Source organism: Kitasatospora sp. HUAS MG31 (assembly GCF_040571325.1).
Lineage (GTDB): Bacteria > Actinomycetota > Actinomycetes > Streptomycetales > Streptomycetaceae > Kitasatospora > Kitasatospora camelliae.
Genome location: NZ_CP159872.1, coordinates 4,452,883 through 4,468,108, shown reverse-complemented (window position 1 = coordinate 4,468,108; position 15,226 = coordinate 4,452,883). Strand labels below are relative to the sequence as shown.

The following is a 15,226-nucleotide window of genomic DNA, read 5'->3' as shown; positions in this document are numbered from 1 at the left end:
GCCCGGTCAGCGGCTCTTGAGCACGGCCTGCATGACGGCGCGGGCGATCGGGGCGGCCAGCCCGCCGCCGGTGACCTCGCTCGCCGAGCTGTCCGCGACCACCACGGCCACCGCCACCGGCGGGACGGCGTCGGAACCGTCCGGCTTCGCCCAGGAGACGAACCAGGCGTACGGGGTGCCGCTGTTGCCCTCCCCGTGCTCGGCGGTGCCGGTCTTGCCGCCGACGGTGGCTCCGGCGATCCGCGCGTTGCGTCCGGTGCCCTGCTCCACCACGTCCACCATCAGCTGCCGGACCTGCTCGGCGACGGCGCCGCTCATCGCCTGCCGGTACTCCCGGGGGCTCATCAGCTGGATCGGGGTGCCGTCGCCGCGGGTCAGTCTGTCCACAAGCTGTGGATACATCACCGTGCCGTTGTTGGCGACGCCCGCCGCGACCATGGCCATCACCAGCGGGGTGGCGGCGGTGTCGTACTGGCCGATGGAGGAGAGCGCGAGCTGGGAGCGGTCCATCACGGTGTCGAAGTTGGACCGGGCGGCCCGGACCGGCACGTCCAGCTCGCCGTCGTCGAAGCCGTAGCCCTGCGCCGCCGCCACCATGCCCGGCAGGCCGACCTGGACGCCGAGGTAGCCGAGCACGCTGTTGCAGGAGTTGATCATCGCCTGGCGGAGCGAGAGGTTCGGGCGGTTGCAGGCCGAGGTGTCGTTGGGCAGCGCGGTGGTGGTGCCCGGCAGCACGTACGGGTAGGGCGCGGAGGTGGGCGCGTCCGGGTCGGTGACCACCCCGGCGGACAGCGCGGCGGCGGCGGTGACCACCTTGAAGGTGGATCCGGGCGGGTAGGTCTGGCGCAGCGCCCGGTTGAGCATCGGCTGGTCGGGGTCGGCCTGCAGCCGGTCCCAGGCCTGGCGGTCGGCGTCCGAGGTGCCGGCGAAGGTGCCGGGGTCGTAGGTCGGGGTGGAGGCCAGCGCGAGGATCCGGCCGGTGGCGGGCTCGATCGCGGCGACGGCCCCCTTCTGGTCGCCGAGTCCGCGCAGCGCGGCCTGCTGGGCGGCCGGGTCGATGGTGGTCCGGACGTCGCCGCCGGGCTGCCGGCCGCGGGAGATCGCGTCCCAGACCGCCCAGCTGGCCAGCCGGGGGTCGGTGCCGGACAGCAGGTCGTCGTAGATGCCCTCCAGCTGGGTGTTGCCGTAGGTCTGGGAGGAGTAGCCGGTGACCGCGGCGTACCGGCCGCCGTCGGGGTAGGTGCGGCGGTAGGCGTAGCGGCCGCCGGTCGGCTCCGAGCCGGTGACGGGCGCGCCGGCCACCAGGATGTTGCCGCGGGGCTCCGAGTAGCGCCGGACGGTGAGCCGCTGGTTGGCCGGGTTGTGGTCGAGTTCGTCCTTGCGGAACACCTGGACCCGGGTGGCCTGGGCGGCGAGGGCGACGATCAGCAGCAGGCAGAAGGTGCCGGCCCGGCGGCCGGTGGTGGAGATCCCGGGCAGTCCGTGCGGGCCGCCCTCGCCGTGTCTCACGCCGGCTCCTCGGGTGGGGGGCGGCGGGCGGTGTCGCTCATCCGCACCAGCAGCGCCACGATGATCCAGTTGGTGACCACGGAGGAGCCGCCCTGGGCGATGAAGGGCAGGGTCATGCCGGTGAGCGGGATCAGGTCGAGGACGCCGCTGGCCACCACGAACACCTGGAGGCCGACGATGGCGGCGAGACCGATCGCCAGCAACCGGCCGAACGGGTCGCGCAGCGCGATCCCGGTCCTGAACCCGCGGGAGACCAGCAGGGCGTACAGCAGCAGCACCGCGACCAGCCCGACCAGGCCGAGTTCCTCGCCGAGGGTGGCCAGGATGAAGTCGGACTTGGCGGCGAAGCCGATCAGCACGGACTGGCCGAGTCCGAGCCCGGTGCCGAGCATCCCGCCCCAGGCGAAGGCGAACAGCGACTGGGCGATCTGGTTGGCGCCCTGCCCGGCGGCGATCGAGCCCAGCGGGTGCAGCCAGTCGGTGACCCGGCTGTGCACGTGCGGGGAGAGCCGGCCCACCCCGACGGCGGCCACGGCGGCGAGGAGCAGCCCGATGGCGATCCAGCCGCTGCGGGCGGTGGCCACGTACAACATGATCACGAACAGGCCGAAGAACAGCAGCGAGGTGCCGAGGTCGGTCTCCAGCACCATGACGCCGACGAAGGCGGCCCAGATCAGCAGCACCGGCCCGAGCACCCGGCCGAGCGGCAGCCGGACCTTCCAGATCCGCCGGCCGGTCAGGGCCAGGGTGTCCCGGTGGACGGCCAGGTAGGCGGCGAAGAACACGGCGAGCAGGATCTTGGCGAACTCGCCCGGCTGGAAGGAGAACGGGCCGAGGGTGATCCAGATCCGGGAGCCGTACACCGGCGGGAAGAGCACCGGCAGGACCAGCAGCACCAGGGCGACCAGCGCCCCGAGGTAGGCGTACCGCTGGAGCACCCGGTGGTCGCGCAGCAGCAGGACGACGGCGATGAACAGGCCGACACCGAGGGCGGACCAGAGGAGTTGGGCGGGGGCGGCGGCGCTGCGGGGGGTGGCCCGGTCCAGGCGGTAGATGGCCACAAGGCCGATGCCGTTGAGCAGCACGGCGATCGGCAGCGGCAGCGGGTCCGCGTACGGCGCCCGCCAGCGCACCGCGCCGTGGGCCAGCAGTGCGAGGACGCCGAGCGCGGCGCCGTACCCGGCGGCCCCCCGCGGCACCTCCCCGTCGAGGTTGAGGCCGACCTCCGCGTACCCGAACACGGCGATCAGCACGGCCGCGAGGACGAGGGCGAGTTCGGTGTTGCGCCGGGTCCTCACCGGACGGGCGGGCACCGCGCCGCGGGCGGTCGCCGACGGGGAGGCCACGGGGGCGGCCGTCCGGTCAGGCGCCGGCGGACGACCGGGCCGCCTGCGCGATGGACCGGAGGTGCTCCTCCTCCTCGTGGCTGAGCGAGGTCTGGATCAGCTCGCCGCCGAAGGCCGCCACGGCGGGCACCACCTTGTCCTCGGTGGCGGTGCGGACCAGCGCGAACACCGCGGCGGTGCCCGGCTGCAGCTTCTGGCCGACCTGCTTCATGAACTTGTCGTCCACGCCGATGTCGGTGGCGGCGCCCACGGCGGCGCCGGTCGCACCGCCGATCGCCGCGCCGAGGAAGGGCATGAGGAAGAGGAGGCCGATCACACCGCCCCAGAGCGCGCCGGAGGCGGCGCCCATGCCGGTGGTGTTGACGGCCTGGTGCAGCTTGATCTTTCCGTCGCCGGCCCGCCGTTCGACGACGACGATGTCCTCCAGGTCGATCAGTTTCTGCTTCTGGAGGCTGATCAGCTCCTCCCGCACCTGCTGGGCGGTGACGAGGTCCGGATAGGCGATCACGAAGAGGTTGCTCACGTACGGGGTCCTTCCGACGCGGTGGGTCTGCCCTGCACCCTAGCGAGCATTCACCCCTTTTATTGCCGTTGGTGGCGGTGTGTCCGGTTTCCCCCGACGGGCCCGGAAAGGGGGCTCCGGACCGCAGGATTTCCGGTCCCGGGCACCGATGGCCGAAGGTTCACCCCCCTAGTCAGGGCTCCCGCCGTACGGAATGATCCCGCTGTCCCCCGACCGCTCTGGAGGAGCTGTGCCCCGTTCCACCCGCGCACCCCGGTCCGTCCGCGCCCCGCGCCTCGCCCTGGCCACCGCCGCGGCGCTCGCCACCCTCGCCGGCCTCGGCTCGGTGCCGGCCGCCGCCAAGCCGGCGCCCGGTACCACCACCGGCACCGGCCAGGTCTTCAAGGTCAACCCGGTGCAGGCCACCGGCGACGAGACCCTCACCGACGGCAAGGACGCCGCCTCCGCCGTCCCGGCCTCCGCCTACGCCACGGTCGCCCTGCGCAACCTCGACGGCAGCGGCTACCTGTCCGGCCGCTGGGCCGCCGTCCGCTCGGAGACCGGCACCCCGGTCCACTCGGCCACCGGCGACTTCCGCTTCACCCGTGACGCCGACCAGTTCGAGCAGGTCATGGCGTACTTCTGGGTCAACGAGGCGCAGGAGTACCTGCAGGGCCTCGGCTTCGGCAGCGAGCTGCGCGGCGCCAACGACCGGGTGCAGAACGTCCGCCTCAACCAGTGGGGCTCGGACAACTCCTTCTTCACCGACAAGAAGGACGAGATCCGCTTCGGCAAGGGCGGCGTGGACGACGCCGAGGACGCCGAGGTGATCGTCCACGAGTACGGTCACGCCGTGCACGAGGCCCAGGTCCCCGGCTTCGGCGCCTCCCCGGAGGCCGGCGCGATCGGCGAGGCCTTCGGCGACTACCTCGCGGTCGCCGTCGGCGACGCGGCGAGCGCCCGGTACGGCTGGACCTCGCGCACCCCCGAGGCCTGCGTCGCCGACTGGGACTCCACCGGCTACACCGACGGCCCGGTGCACTGCCTCCGCCGCCTGGACACCGGCAAGGTCTACGCGGACCGGGTCGGCGAGGTGCACGCGGACGGCGAGATCTGGTCGCAGGCGCTGTACGACATCCGCACGGCGCTCGGCGCCCGCACCGCGGACCGGATCATCGTCAACGCCCAGTTCTCCTTCGCCCCGGACACCGACTTCAGCGCCGCGGCGCTGGCCACGGTGGCGACGGCCCGACAGATGTACGGCGACCAGGCCGCCGCGACGGTCCGTCAGGCGTTCGCCGCCCGGCAGATCCCGGGCATGTGACGGCCCCGGGCGCCGCGGGCGGAGGGCCGCGGCGCCCGGTCGGCCCTCCCGCGCGCCGGGCGGGGGCCGGACGGTCCGCGCTCCGGCCCGCAGTGGCCCGGCCGAACTGATGCTCCATAGGATGCGGCCCGTGACGATCACCAGACGACGATTGCCGGTCGCGGGCCGCCTCCTGGGGGTGCTGACGGTCACCGTCGGCGCCGTCCTCGGCGGCATACCCGCCCACGCAGACGAACCGGCCGCAGGCGCGGCCGCCACCGCCGAGGCCCCCAAGGTCGACCTCGTGCTCGACGTCAGCGGCTCCATGCGGGCCGCCGACATCCAGGGCAAGAGCAGGATCGCGGTGGCCCAGCAGTCCCTCAACGAGGTCATCGACGGCCTGCCGGCCGAGACCGAGTTCGGCATCCGCACCCTGGGCGCGACCTACCCCGGCGACAACAAGGCCGAGGGCTGCAAGGACACCAAGCAGCTCTTCCCGGTCGGCAAGACCAACAAGGTCGAGGCCAAGACCGCCGTCGCCACCCTGCGGCCCACCGGCTGGACGCCGATCGGCCTCGCCCTGCGCGGCGCCGCCCAGGACCTCGGCACCGGCCCGACCACCCGCCGGATCGTCCTGATCACCGACGGCGAGGACTCCTGCGCCCCGCCGGACCCCTGCGACGTGGCCCGCGAGCTCGCCGCCCAGGGCATCCACCTGGTGGTGGACACCCTCGGCCTGGCGCACGACGACAAGACCCGCCAGCAGCTGCTCTGCATCGCCAACGCCACCGGCGGCACCTACACCGACGTGCGCACCCAGGAGCAGCTCACCCAGAAGGTGAAGCAGCTGGTCGGCCGGGCCGGCGAGACCCACAACGTGACGCCCGCCAAGGTCACCGGCACCGACGTCTGCGAGAGCGCACCGGTGCTCTCCCCCGGCGTCTACACCGACCGGGAGAAGTTCTCCGAGCACCGCGTCTACCGGGTGCCGGTCAAGCCCGGCCAGGAGCTGCGGGCCTCGGTCAGCGTCACCCCTGACCGCGCCGTGGCCAACGACTACGGGGTGCTGCTGCGGGCCACCGACACCTCGGGCCAGGAACTGGTCCGCGGTACCGACGGCAGCAGCGGGCGCACCGACGTCGCCTCCACCGGCCTGCGCTGGTCGGCCCCCGCGGCGGACAAGTCCGAGAAGGCCGAGAAGTCCGACAAGAAGTCCTCCGCCGCCCCGGGCGCCGACGGTTCCTCGGACGCCGCCGGACGCCCGGTCTGCCTGATCGTCAGCAGCTCCTTCGCCGGCCAGCCCGGTGTCCAGGCCGAGCCCGGCCTGCCGCTGGAGCTGACCGTGGACGTCACCGAGGCGTCCCCGGCGCCCGACGGCCCGGCCATGGGCCTCGGCCGCGGCTGGATCCTGCTGCTGGTGCTCACCCTGGCCGGCCTGCTCACCGGCCTGGTCTTCGGCTGGGTGGCGCGCTGGCGGATCGCTGTCTGGCGGGAGAACTGACGATGCGTACCCCTCTCAAGTCCGTGCTGCCGGCGCTCTGCCTGGTGGCCCTGGCCGCCCCGGCGGCCGTGGCCGCCTCGCCCTCGCCCTCCCCGTCCGGCTCCGCCTCCGGCTCGCTGGCCCCGGCCGGTACCGCGGGCACCAACTTCCTGACCGCCACCACCCTGGCGCCCGGCCAGAGCGCCGACGTCCCGGTGTCCACCGGTGACTACCTCTACTGGGCGTTCGCCGCCTCCGAGGGCCAGACCCCCACCGTCGCGGTGGACGTCGCCCTCGCGCCCTCCGGCGACCGGCACGGGCCGCAGACCTGGACGGTGGAGGTCTTCGACGGCCTCCGCCGCCGCCAGTCCTGCACCGCAGGACCGCAGAACGGCAGCGCCGACCAGAGCGCCACCAGCGTCGCGGTGCGGTGCACCCTGCGGCAGATCCGCTCCTGGGCCGAGCCCTGGTCCGGCGACCCGCTGCCCGGCACGTACTACGTCCGGCTCGCGGTCGGCGACGTCCCGCAGCAGGACCTGGGCCTCGCCGCCCAGGTCAAGGTGAAGGTCACCGCCAAGGGCGGGGCGGACGACGCCCAGCCCGAGGGCGGGGAGCTGAAGGCGCCGCTGGTGCCGCCGGTGAACCCCGGCGTGGTCGGCGGGAGCCCGGCCCCGGCCGCCACCGCCGCTCACGCCGCCGCCCCGGCGGAGCCCGAGGACCACTGGTACTCGGGCTGGTTCTCCGGCTGGAACACCCGCTGGTACTGGACCCTGGCCGGCGGCGCCCTCGCCGCCCTCGCGGGTGTCGCGGGCTACAAGCTCACCCGCCACCCCCGCGGCCACCGGCGCACCCCGCCCCCGGCCGTTCCCCGCCAGACCCCCCACCCCACCCCTCACTACGACCCCAACTGACCCACCCGGCCGGGGGCAGTGCGCACCCGGTCACCCCAGGGGCGCGGGGAACTGCGCGCAGGGAGAAAGCTCACGAAGAACCTTTCCTCCCCGCGCGGTTCCCCGCGCCCCTTCCTGCGCATCCGGCTACCCCAGGGGCTGCCCCTACCGGATGAGCTCCCGCACCCTCGCCGCCGAGGTCCCCAGCCCCGTCGGTCCGTACGACAGCGCCGGCACCGCCGGCACCCGCGCCGCCCGGTGCCGCCGCAGGTCCTCCTCGCCGTACCGCCGCGTCCCCTCGTGCCAGGTCCGGATCGCCACCAGCCAGTCCCGCAGCTCCCCGACGTACGCGTCGAGCGCCGCCCGCTCCGCCGCCCCCAGCCCGAGGTCCTCGCACAGGACCGGCAGTTCGTGCCCCACGATGTGCTCGAACTGCCGCATCCGCCCGTTCATCAGGTCCGCGACGATCCCCAGCGCCCGCGGCTGGTCGCAGTCGAGGAACGCCTCCACCACCAGCACCGCGTTGTGCAGCTCCCCCTCGTACTCGATCTCCTTCCGGTACGAGTACACGTCGTTCATCAGCCCGCCGAAGTCCGCCGCCGCGTTCTCCAGGGCCGTGATCGAGCCGCTGGCCAGCACCTCCGCGGGGAGCTCCCGCCCGTGTTCGAGCCGGGCGAGCCCCATGGTGAGGTCGGCGCCGAAGGTGAGCCGCCGCATCTCGATGTAGTCCACCGGGTCGGGGATCCGGTGCTGGGCCTGGTTGTCGAGCTCCCAGAGCCAGGCGCCGGTCATGTCGTCGACGGTCGTGCGGAAGGCCCGCCGGTCCTCGGCGGACATCCCCGCGGTGGTGCGCTGCCAGAGGTCGGCGAGGCCGCGTTCCAGGGCGCTGTCGGGGTCGGGGGCGGGGGCGATGTCGCCGTCCACCGGCATCAGGGCAGCGAGCCGCTCGGTGCAGCGCCTCGCCCCGGCGAGGTCGCGGGCGCGGCCGAAGACCGCGGGGTAGTAGTCGTCGGCGTAGGTGCCCCAGGCCAGCCAGGCGGCGCTGAGGTCGAGCTCCCCGGGGGTGGCGTCGGGGTCGATGGCCGCCGAGCAGAGCGCGAAGTCGAAGTCGACCAGCATCTCCTCGGTCCACAGGTCGGAGCCGGGCACGCCGGGTTCGGGCCGCAGCAGGCCCGTCCGGTGGGACCAGTCGACCAGGTTCCGGCGGGCGGCGGGCAGGTGCGGGTTCAGACCGCCGGTGAACGGCAGGTGGAACTCCGGCAGCTCGGACGGCCCGACCGCCCGGTGCGGGGTGTGGGTGAACTTCCGCAGCCCGCCGAGGCCGGCGGTCAGCCTGATGTCGGCGGCGGAGGTGCCCAGGCCGGTCGGTACGGCGAAGGCGGGGGCACCCGCGCCGGCGGCGGCGCCGCCCTGGTTCATGTACCGGCTGGACCGCAGGTGCCACTCGTGGCCGCCGGACTGCCAGTCCTGCAGGCCCTTGGCGTACGCCAGCACCCGGACACACTCCTCGGGCCCGAGACCGTGCTCGGCGAACAGCCCGGGCAGCTCGGTGAGCACGGTGTTCTCGAACTGCTGGAGCCGCGAGGTGAGTAGGTCGTTGACCCGGTCGGCGGCCTCCTGCGTGCCGCAGCCGAGGAAGGTCTCCAGGACGAGCACGCCGTTGCTCAGCTCGCCCTCCTCGCCGATCTCCCGCTCGTACGAGAACAGGTCGTTGCGCAGGTGGACGCCGTCCGAGAAGGAGTCCCGCAGGACCCGCAGCGGCCGGGTCCCGGAGACCGCCTCGGGCACCTCGGCCCGGGCCGCGTACTCCACCAGACCGGCGGACCAGGGCGCGCCGCCCACCTTGCGCCGCATCTCGATGTACTCGACCGGGTTGGCCACCCGGCCCTCGTTGATGTTGGAGAGCTCCCAGAGCGACTCGTTCAGCAGGTTGCGGGTGGACTCGGCGAACCGGGCCCGCCAGTCGGCCGACATGCTCGGGACGGTCCGGGCCCAGAGGTCGGCCAGGCCCGCCTCCACCGGGTTGGTCGGCTCGGGGAAGCCGTCGGCCAGGTCCATCGGCATGAACGCGGGCAGCCGGTCCAGGTACGCCTTGCCGCCCTCGCGGTCCTGGGTGCGCTTGAAGACCTCCAGGAAGTGGTCGTCGAAGAAGAAGACCCACACGTACCAGTCGGTGACCAGGGCGAGCGCCTCGGCGTCACAGTCGGGGTGGGTGTAGGCGCAGAGCAGGGCGTAGTCGTGCGACTCCAGATCGTCCGGCTCCCAGACCCCGGAGCCCTCCAGCATCCCCATCGCGCGGGCCCAGTCCCGGGTGTGCGAGCGCGCGTGCTCCAGATGCGGGTTGAGCCGTGCCGGGTACGGCACGTAGAAGTCCGGCAGTTCGAACGGCTGAGCCACGGCGCTCGCCCCTTCGTCGACAACGTCAGCGCCCTGGCTAACGAGCACGGACGGGTCCTGTCACCGCCGCAAACGAACCCCTCTTCGGAAACCCGGCACCCCGCCTGACGCCCCGTCCGCCCGCCCCACGGCCGGACCGCCGCCTGATCCCCCGCCACCACCCCCGCCGGACGGGCCGATTGCCGGGACCCGCCCGCGGAAAAGCAGAAATCCCGCCCGATCACATGGATCGGACGGGATTTCCGTCGGGTGGAGCTGAGGGGATTCGAACCCCTGACCCCCTCGATGCGAACGAGGTGCGCTACCGGACTGCGCCACAGCCCCAACGAGAAAGAACTCTATCACCTCCGGGGACCCGCTCATGACCATGGCCGTGGGCGGGTCGCCCCGCCGCGGCGCGCGGGCCTGCGGCGGGGCGCCGGCGGGTCATTCGTTGGCGGCCCGGGGGCGGGTGGCGTAGCCGTCCTCGGCGCCGGCGGCGGCCGGGTCGGCGTACTGGTCGAACAGCGGGGTCCGGCGCAGTTCGGCGGCGGGGCGGGCCTCGGCGGCGGGCCGGCCGGAGTCCCAGGTGCCGGGCGCGGAGAGGTCGAGGCCCCGGCTGACCCGCGGTGCGACCGGTGCGGTGACGTAGGTCGGCAGCGGGACCGGCACCGGCTCCCAGGAGTCCGGGCCGGCGGCGGCGCGCTCGCGCATGCCGTCCACCCACTCCTCGTGCTCGGTGGCCTCGACCAGGGCCGAAGCGGCCGATGCGGCAGGGGTCGCGGAGGCGGCGGTGGCGGGCTCCGGCGCGCCGTGGCCGCCGGGGTGGGCGGCGAGCCGCAGGTGGCCGCGCCCGGGGTCGGCGGCGTGCACCGCGTCGTGGTCGACGGCCGGCGCGGCCACGGCGGCCTGCCGGGCCAGCCGCTCCCGCTCCCGCTCCCGCAGCCGCTCGGCGGCCTGGGCCGCCCGGGTGCGGTCGAGCTTCACCTCGTACCGGTGGCGCTCCAGGCTGCGGAGGTGGCCGATGTAGAGGCTGAGCAGGATCGCGGGCAGGGCGGGCACCCAGATGAAGGCGATGCCCCAGACCGCCGCGACCACGGCGCCGAGTGCGAAGGCGAGGAAGAGGGCGGTGACCATCCGGCGGCGGCGGGCCAGCAGGCGGGCGCGCCGCTCGGCGGACTGCCGGGCCGCGCCGTCCCGGCGACCGGGGCGCGCGAACTCCGCGGCCGCAGCGACCTCCACAACCTCCACCGGACCGGCCGGGTCCGCGCCGGCTTCGGCGTCGGCGAGGTCCGGCTCCCCGACGGTCGCCGGCCCGTCGGCGGACAAGGCTTCACCCCCGCCCGCGGGCAGGGGTTCGGCCCCGTCGGGGGTCGCCTCCCGGTCGGGGGCGGATCCGTCCGCCGGGGTGCCGTCCTCGGGGGTCTCCTCGCCGAGGGCCCGGGCCGCACGCCGCTCCAAGGCCGAACGGCCGGCCAGCAGGCGGATCGCGGTACTGAATCGTTCCGTCGGACGCGACTCGTTGAGCTCGTCCTGCCTGCGGAGCCACATCGGCACCAGATAGGCAGCCCAGGCCCCTACGATGACCGCGTAGATAAGGCCGCTACTGCTCACGTTTCACACGGTACGGGCGTGCGGGAAGGCCCGGCAGCAATTTGGTCCGGCGTGTCGTGTGATCAAGCTGATTCTCCGACTATTTTGCCGGTATTTGTGACGGCTCGGCCCCGGCCCGATGCCCAATCGATATCTATTTCGAACATTTATTCAATTACTTTGCGAGCGCCCGCTCCTGATCGCCCGCCAGCGGTTCAGCATCCCCTCCGGGACCTCCTCCACCGTCAGCGCGTACACCAGGTGGTCGCGCCAGTCGCCGTCGATGTGGAGATAGCGGGGGCGCATTCCCTCCTCGCGGAAGCCGAGTTTCTCCGCGACCCGCCGGCTGGGCCCGTTCTCCGGGCGGACGCAGACCTCGATCCGGTGCAGGCCGAGGGCCCGGAAGCAGTGCTCCACCGCGAGCGCCACCGCGGTCGGCATGATGCCGCGCCCGGCGACCTCCTCGTCGATCCAGTAGCCGACGTTGGCGGAGCACATCGAGCCCCAGGTGATCCCGCCGACGGTCAGCTGACCGACCAGCCGGCCCTGGTACAGCACCACGAAGGGCAGCATCCGGCCGGCCGAGGCCTCGCCGCGCAGGTAGCGGACCATCTGGCGGTAGGTCGGCCGGGCGGCCGAGGACCGGCCGACCGGGGCCGGGGGCACGGTGGCCTCCCAGCGCCGCAGCCAGTCCCGGTTGCGGCGGCTGACCTCCTGCCAGGACCGCTGGTCGCGGGCACGGATCGGCCGCAGCGTGACGTCGCCCTCACGCAGTTCGACCGGCCAGCCGGCGTTCAGTGGGATCTCCCCTCGGAGGGCGCGGAAGGGGGTGCGGCGGGCGCCCCGGCGGGGCGGGGGTGGTCACCGCCGCCCAGTTGGTCGACGGCGTGCGCCAGCAGCGGTTCCAGCACCGCCAGGCCGTCCTTGACGCCGCCGGTGGACCCGGGCAGGTTGACGATCAGGGTACGGCCGGCCAGACCGGCCAGGCCCCTCGACAGGGCGGAGGTCGGGACCTTCTCCCGGCCGTACGCCCGGATGGCCTCGGCGATGCCGGGGACCTGGCGGTCGATCACCCGGGCGGTCATCTCCGGGGTGAGGTCCATCGGCGAGATGCCGGTGCCGCCGGTGGTGAGGACCACGTCGTACCCGGCGGCGACGGCCTCGCGCAGGACGGCCTCCACCGGGTCGCCGTCCGGGACGACCCGGGGGCCGTCGACGGCGAAGCCCATCCGCTCCAGGCCGGCGGCCAGCAGCGGGCCGCCCCTGTCCTCGTAGACCCCGGCGGAGGCCCGGTTGGAGACGGTGACGGCGAGCGCGCGCATCAGGCCTCCCGCTGCCAGTCGCCGCTCTTGCCGCCGGTCTTGCTGAGCACCCGGACGTCCTCGATGGCGGCGCCCTTGTCCACGGCCTTGACCATGTCGATCACGGTGAGCCCGGCGACCGCGACGGCGGTCAGCGCCTCCATCTCGACGCCGGTCCGGTCGGCGGTCCGCACGGTGGCGGTGATCTCCACCGCCTCGTCGGTGACCGCGAGGTCGACCGTGACGCCCGAGATGGCGATCGGGTGGCAGAGCGGGACCAGCTCGGGGGTCTTCTTGGCCCCCATGATCCCGGCGATCCGGGCCACAGCCAGGGCGTCGCCCTTGGGGACGCCCTCGCCGCGCAGCAGCTCGACCACCTTCGGCGCGACCCGGACGCGTCCGGCGGCCACCGCCGTGCGAACGGTGGTGGCCTTCTCGGAGACGTCGACCATGCGGGCCGCGCCGGTGTCGTCGACGTGGGTGAGGCGGTCGCCGGGTGGTGTGTCGGTCACGGGTAGCTCCATCAGCGCAGGTCGAGTACCGCGCTACGGTACAACCCCGAACGGGGCGGGCCGTGAGAAGGACCACATCCGCCTTCGAACCGGCCGGCCGGACCACCGGGTGCTCCCCCGGTCAGTCGGCCAGCAGGACCACGTCCACGGTGGAGCCGGCCGGGAGCGCGGTCTCGTCCTCGGGCACGGTGATCAGGCAGTCGGCCCGGGCCAGGGCGCCCACCAGGTGCGAGCCCTCGCCGCCGACCGGGGTGACCTCGCCGTCCGCGTACCGGCCGCGCAGGAACTGCCGGCGGCCGGCCGGGGACCGGAGCGCGGTGGTGCACACCGCCCGCACCACCGGCCGGTGCACGTCGGCGGCGCCCAGCATGGTCCGGATCACCGGCCGGACGAACAGCTCGAAGGAGATGTACGCGCTCACCGGGTTGCCCGGCAGGGTCAGCAGCGGGACGCCGTCCGCGCCGCCGATCCGGCCGAAGCCCTGCGGCTTGCCGGGCTGCATCCGCAGCCGCCGGAAGTCCACCCCGCCGTAGTCGGCGAAGACCTCCTTGACCACGTCGTACGCGCCGACGCTGACGCCGCCGCTGGTGACGATCAGGTCGGCCCGGCCGAGCTGGTCCTCCAGCACGCCGCGCAGGACCGCCGCGTCGTCGGGCACCCCGCCGACCCGGTAGGCGATGGCGCCGGCGTCCCGGGCGGCCGCGGTGAGGGTGAAGCTGTTGGAGTCGGAGATCTGCCCGGGCCCGATCGGCTCGCCGGGCTGGACCAGCTCGCTGCCGGTGGAGAGCACCACCACCCGCGGGCGGGGGCGGACCCTGACCGTGCCGCGGCCGATCGCGGCGAGCAGGCCGAGCTGGGTCGGTCCGAGCACGGTGCCGGCCGTGAGCACCGTGTCCCCGGCGGTGACGTCGCTGCCGCGGCGGCGGATGTGGGCGCCCTCGCCGACCGGGCGGAGCACCCGCACCTCCTGGTCCGCGGCCCGGTCGCCGCCCTGGGCGCCCATGGAGTCGGCGGCGAGACCGGTACCGGTGCCGCCGTCGGTCCACTCGACCGGGGCGACCGCCTCGGCGCCGGGCGGGACCGGGGCGCCGGTCATGATCCGGGCGGCCTGCCCGGGCCCGACCTTGGGCAGCTCGCCCGCGCCGGCCGCGATGTCGCCGACCACCGCGAGGACGGACGGGTACTGCCCGGTGGCGCGGGCGGTGTCGGCGGTGCGCAGGGCGTAGCCGTCCATCGAGCTGTTGTCGAAGGGCGGCAGGTCGACCTCGGCGACCGCGTCCTCGGCGAGCCGGCAGCCCTGGGCCTCCAGCAGCGGGAGCTCGATGGCCGGGAGCGGCGCCATGTGGGAGAGGACGTCGGCGAGGTGCTCGTCCACCGTCCACATGCGGGGCGATGCCGGGGCGCCCGCGCCCCCACAGCAGCCGTCGGTCTTCCCGGTCATCGCCTCACGCTCGCCTTCGTACGGTCAGCCCTGCATCTCGCCGGCGACGAACTCGCGGAGCCAGCCCCGGAACTCCGGGCCGAGGTCCTCGCGCTCGCACGCCAGTCGGACGATAGCGCGGAGGTAGTCGGCGCGGTCGCCCGTGTCGTAGCGGCGGCCCTTGAAGAGGACGCCGTGGACGGGGCCGCCGGCGCTCTCGTCCCGGGCGGCCAGCTCGCGCAGCGCGTCGGTGAGCTGGATCTCGCCGCCGCGGCCGGGCTTGGTGTCGCGCAGCACGTCGAAGACGGCCGGGTCCAGGATGTAGCGCCCGATGACGGCGTAGTTGGACGGCGCCTCGGCGGTGTCCGGCTTCTCCACCAGGTCGGTGATCCGGAAGACGTCCTCGCCCAGCCCGTTGGGCTTGACGGCGGCGCAGCCGTAGAGGTGGATCTGCGAGGGGTCGACCTCCATGAGGGCGACGACCGAGCCGCCGAGCTCCTGCTGGACCTCGATCATGCGGGACAGCAGCGGGTCGCGCGGGTCGATCAGGTCGTCGCCGAGGAGGACGGCGAAGGGCTGGCCGGCGACGTGCTGCTCGGCGACCGAGACGGCGTGGCCGAGGCCCTTGGGGTCGCCCTGGCGGACGTAGTGCATGTTGGCCAGCTGGACCGACTCCTGGACGCGGCGCAGGCGGTCGTGGTCGCCCTTGCGGGTGAGCAGCTCCTCCAGCTCGTACGCCCGGTCGAAGTGGTCCTCCAGGGCGCGCTTGTTGCGTCCGGTGACCATCAGTATGTCGGACAGGCCGGCGGCGGCGGCCTCCTCGACGACGTACTGGATCGCCGGCTTGTCGACGACCGGCAGCATCTCCTTGGGGGTTGCCTTGGTCGCCGGCAGGAAGCGGGTCCCCAGGCCGGCCGCGGGAACGACGGCCTTGGTGACGGGCTTACGGGCGTTCGTGTTCGTCATGCCTCGACCTTACTCAGGCGCACGTCCG

13 protein-coding genes and 1 tRNA gene are annotated in these 15,226 nt (G+C 74.1%); 3 read left to right on the top strand and 11 right to left on the bottom strand.

The window, feature by feature from the left end:
• Positions 1 to 6 precede the first annotated feature (6 nt).
• Genes ABWK59_RS20275 through ABWK59_RS20265 form a run of 3 tightly spaced genes read right to left on the bottom strand, consistent with a single transcriptional unit; the run spans position 7 to position 3,378 of the window.
• Positions 7 to 1,509 (bottom strand): penicillin-binding transpeptidase domain-containing protein, encoded by a 1,503-nt coding sequence (locus tag ABWK59_RS20275; protein ID WP_420492812.1) that lies wholly within the window; start codon positions 1,507 to 1,509, stop codon positions 7 to 9.
• Positions 1,506 to 2,855 carry an FtsW/RodA/SpoVE family cell cycle protein gene (locus ABWK59_RS20270; RefSeq protein ID WP_354642016.1) on the bottom strand — a complete coding sequence of 450 codons (1,350 nt, stop codon included), beginning with the start codon at positions 2,853 to 2,855 and terminating at the stop codon, positions 1,506 to 1,508. Before ABWK59_RS20270 ends, ABWK59_RS20275 begins: the two co-directional genes overlap by 4 nt.
• 16 nt (positions 2,856 to 2,871) lie before the next feature.
• Entirely contained in the window at positions 2,872 to 3,378 is a 507-nt protein-coding gene (locus tag ABWK59_RS20265) for a DUF1269 domain-containing protein (RefSeq protein WP_354642015.1), read from the bottom strand.
• Positions 3,379 to 3,607: 229 nt separating this feature from the next.
• Between ABWK59_RS20265 and ABWK59_RS20260 the strand changes: the two genes are divergently transcribed.
• The 3 genes from ABWK59_RS20260 to ABWK59_RS20250 all read left to right on the top strand — a co-directional run bounded on the left by ABWK59_RS20260 (position 3,608) and on the right by ABWK59_RS20250 (position 7,051).
• Positions 3,608 to 4,681, top strand: coding sequence for a M4 family metallopeptidase (locus ABWK59_RS20260; protein ID WP_354642014.1), 1,074 nt, complete (start codon positions 3,608 to 3,610; stop codon positions 4,679 to 4,681).
• A gap of 130 nt (positions 4,682 to 4,811) precedes the next feature.
• On the top strand, positions 4,812 to 6,161 hold the full coding sequence (locus ABWK59_RS20255; protein ID WP_420492811.1) for a VWA domain-containing protein: 1,350 nt from the start codon (positions 4,812 to 4,814) through the stop codon (positions 6,159 to 6,161).
• A 2-nt stretch (positions 6,162 to 6,163) separates the two neighbouring features.
• Positions 6,164 to 7,051, top strand: coding sequence for a peptidase (locus ABWK59_RS20250; protein WP_354642012.1), 888 nt, complete (start codon positions 6,164 to 6,166; stop codon positions 7,049 to 7,051).
• 144 nt (positions 7,052 to 7,195) lie between these two features.
• Here ABWK59_RS20250 and ABWK59_RS20245 read toward each other — a convergent pair whose 3' ends face one another.
• From ABWK59_RS20245 to galU, 8 genes are all read right to left on the bottom strand, one after another.
• The gene (locus ABWK59_RS20245) at positions 7,196 to 9,427 is read right to left on the bottom strand and encodes a terpene synthase family protein (protein ID WP_354642011.1); all 2,232 of its coding nucleotides are present in this window, start codon (positions 9,425 to 9,427) and stop codon (positions 7,196 to 7,198) included.
• Between the two features lie 250 nt (positions 9,428 to 9,677).
• Positions 9,678 to 9,751: transfer RNA gene (locus tag ABWK59_RS20240), tRNA-Ala, on the bottom strand.
• Between the two features lie 102 nt (positions 9,752 to 9,853).
• Complete coding sequence (gene glpR / locus ABWK59_RS20235) at positions 9,854 to 11,020, bottom strand: gephyrin-like molybdotransferase receptor GlpR (RefSeq protein ID WP_354642010.1); 1,167 nt, start codon at positions 11,018 to 11,020, stop codon at positions 9,854 to 9,856.
• 150 nt (positions 11,021 to 11,170) lie between these two features.
• Complete coding sequence (locus tag ABWK59_RS20230; RefSeq protein ID WP_354645029.1) at positions 11,171 to 11,797, bottom strand: GNAT family N-acetyltransferase; 627 nt, start codon at positions 11,795 to 11,797, stop codon at positions 11,171 to 11,173.
• Entirely contained in the window at positions 11,794 to 12,321 is a 528-nt protein-coding gene (locus ABWK59_RS20225; protein WP_354642009.1) for a MogA/MoaB family molybdenum cofactor biosynthesis protein, read from the bottom strand. The genes ABWK59_RS20230 and ABWK59_RS20225 overlap by 4 nt, the downstream gene beginning before the upstream one ends.
• Positions 12,321 to 12,824: a cyclic pyranopterin monophosphate synthase MoaC gene (moaC, locus tag ABWK59_RS20220; RefSeq protein ID WP_420492810.1), complete on the bottom strand. Its 504-nt coding sequence runs from the start codon at positions 12,822 to 12,824 to the stop codon at positions 12,321 to 12,323. Before moaC ends, ABWK59_RS20225 begins: the two co-directional genes overlap by 1 nt.
• 109 nt (positions 12,825 to 12,933) lie before the next feature.
• A complete protein-coding gene (gene glp, locus ABWK59_RS20215; RefSeq protein WP_354642007.1) occupies positions 12,934 to 14,253 on the bottom strand; it encodes a gephyrin-like molybdotransferase Glp in 1,320 nt (439 codons plus the stop codon).
• Between the two features lie 24 nt (positions 14,254 to 14,277).
• Positions 14,278 to 15,198 carry a UTP--glucose-1-phosphate uridylyltransferase GalU gene (gene galU, locus ABWK59_RS20210; protein ID WP_354642006.1) on the bottom strand — a complete coding sequence of 307 codons (921 nt, stop codon included), beginning with the start codon at positions 15,196 to 15,198 and terminating at the stop codon, positions 14,278 to 14,280.
• Positions 15,199 to 15,226 lie beyond the last annotated feature (28 nt).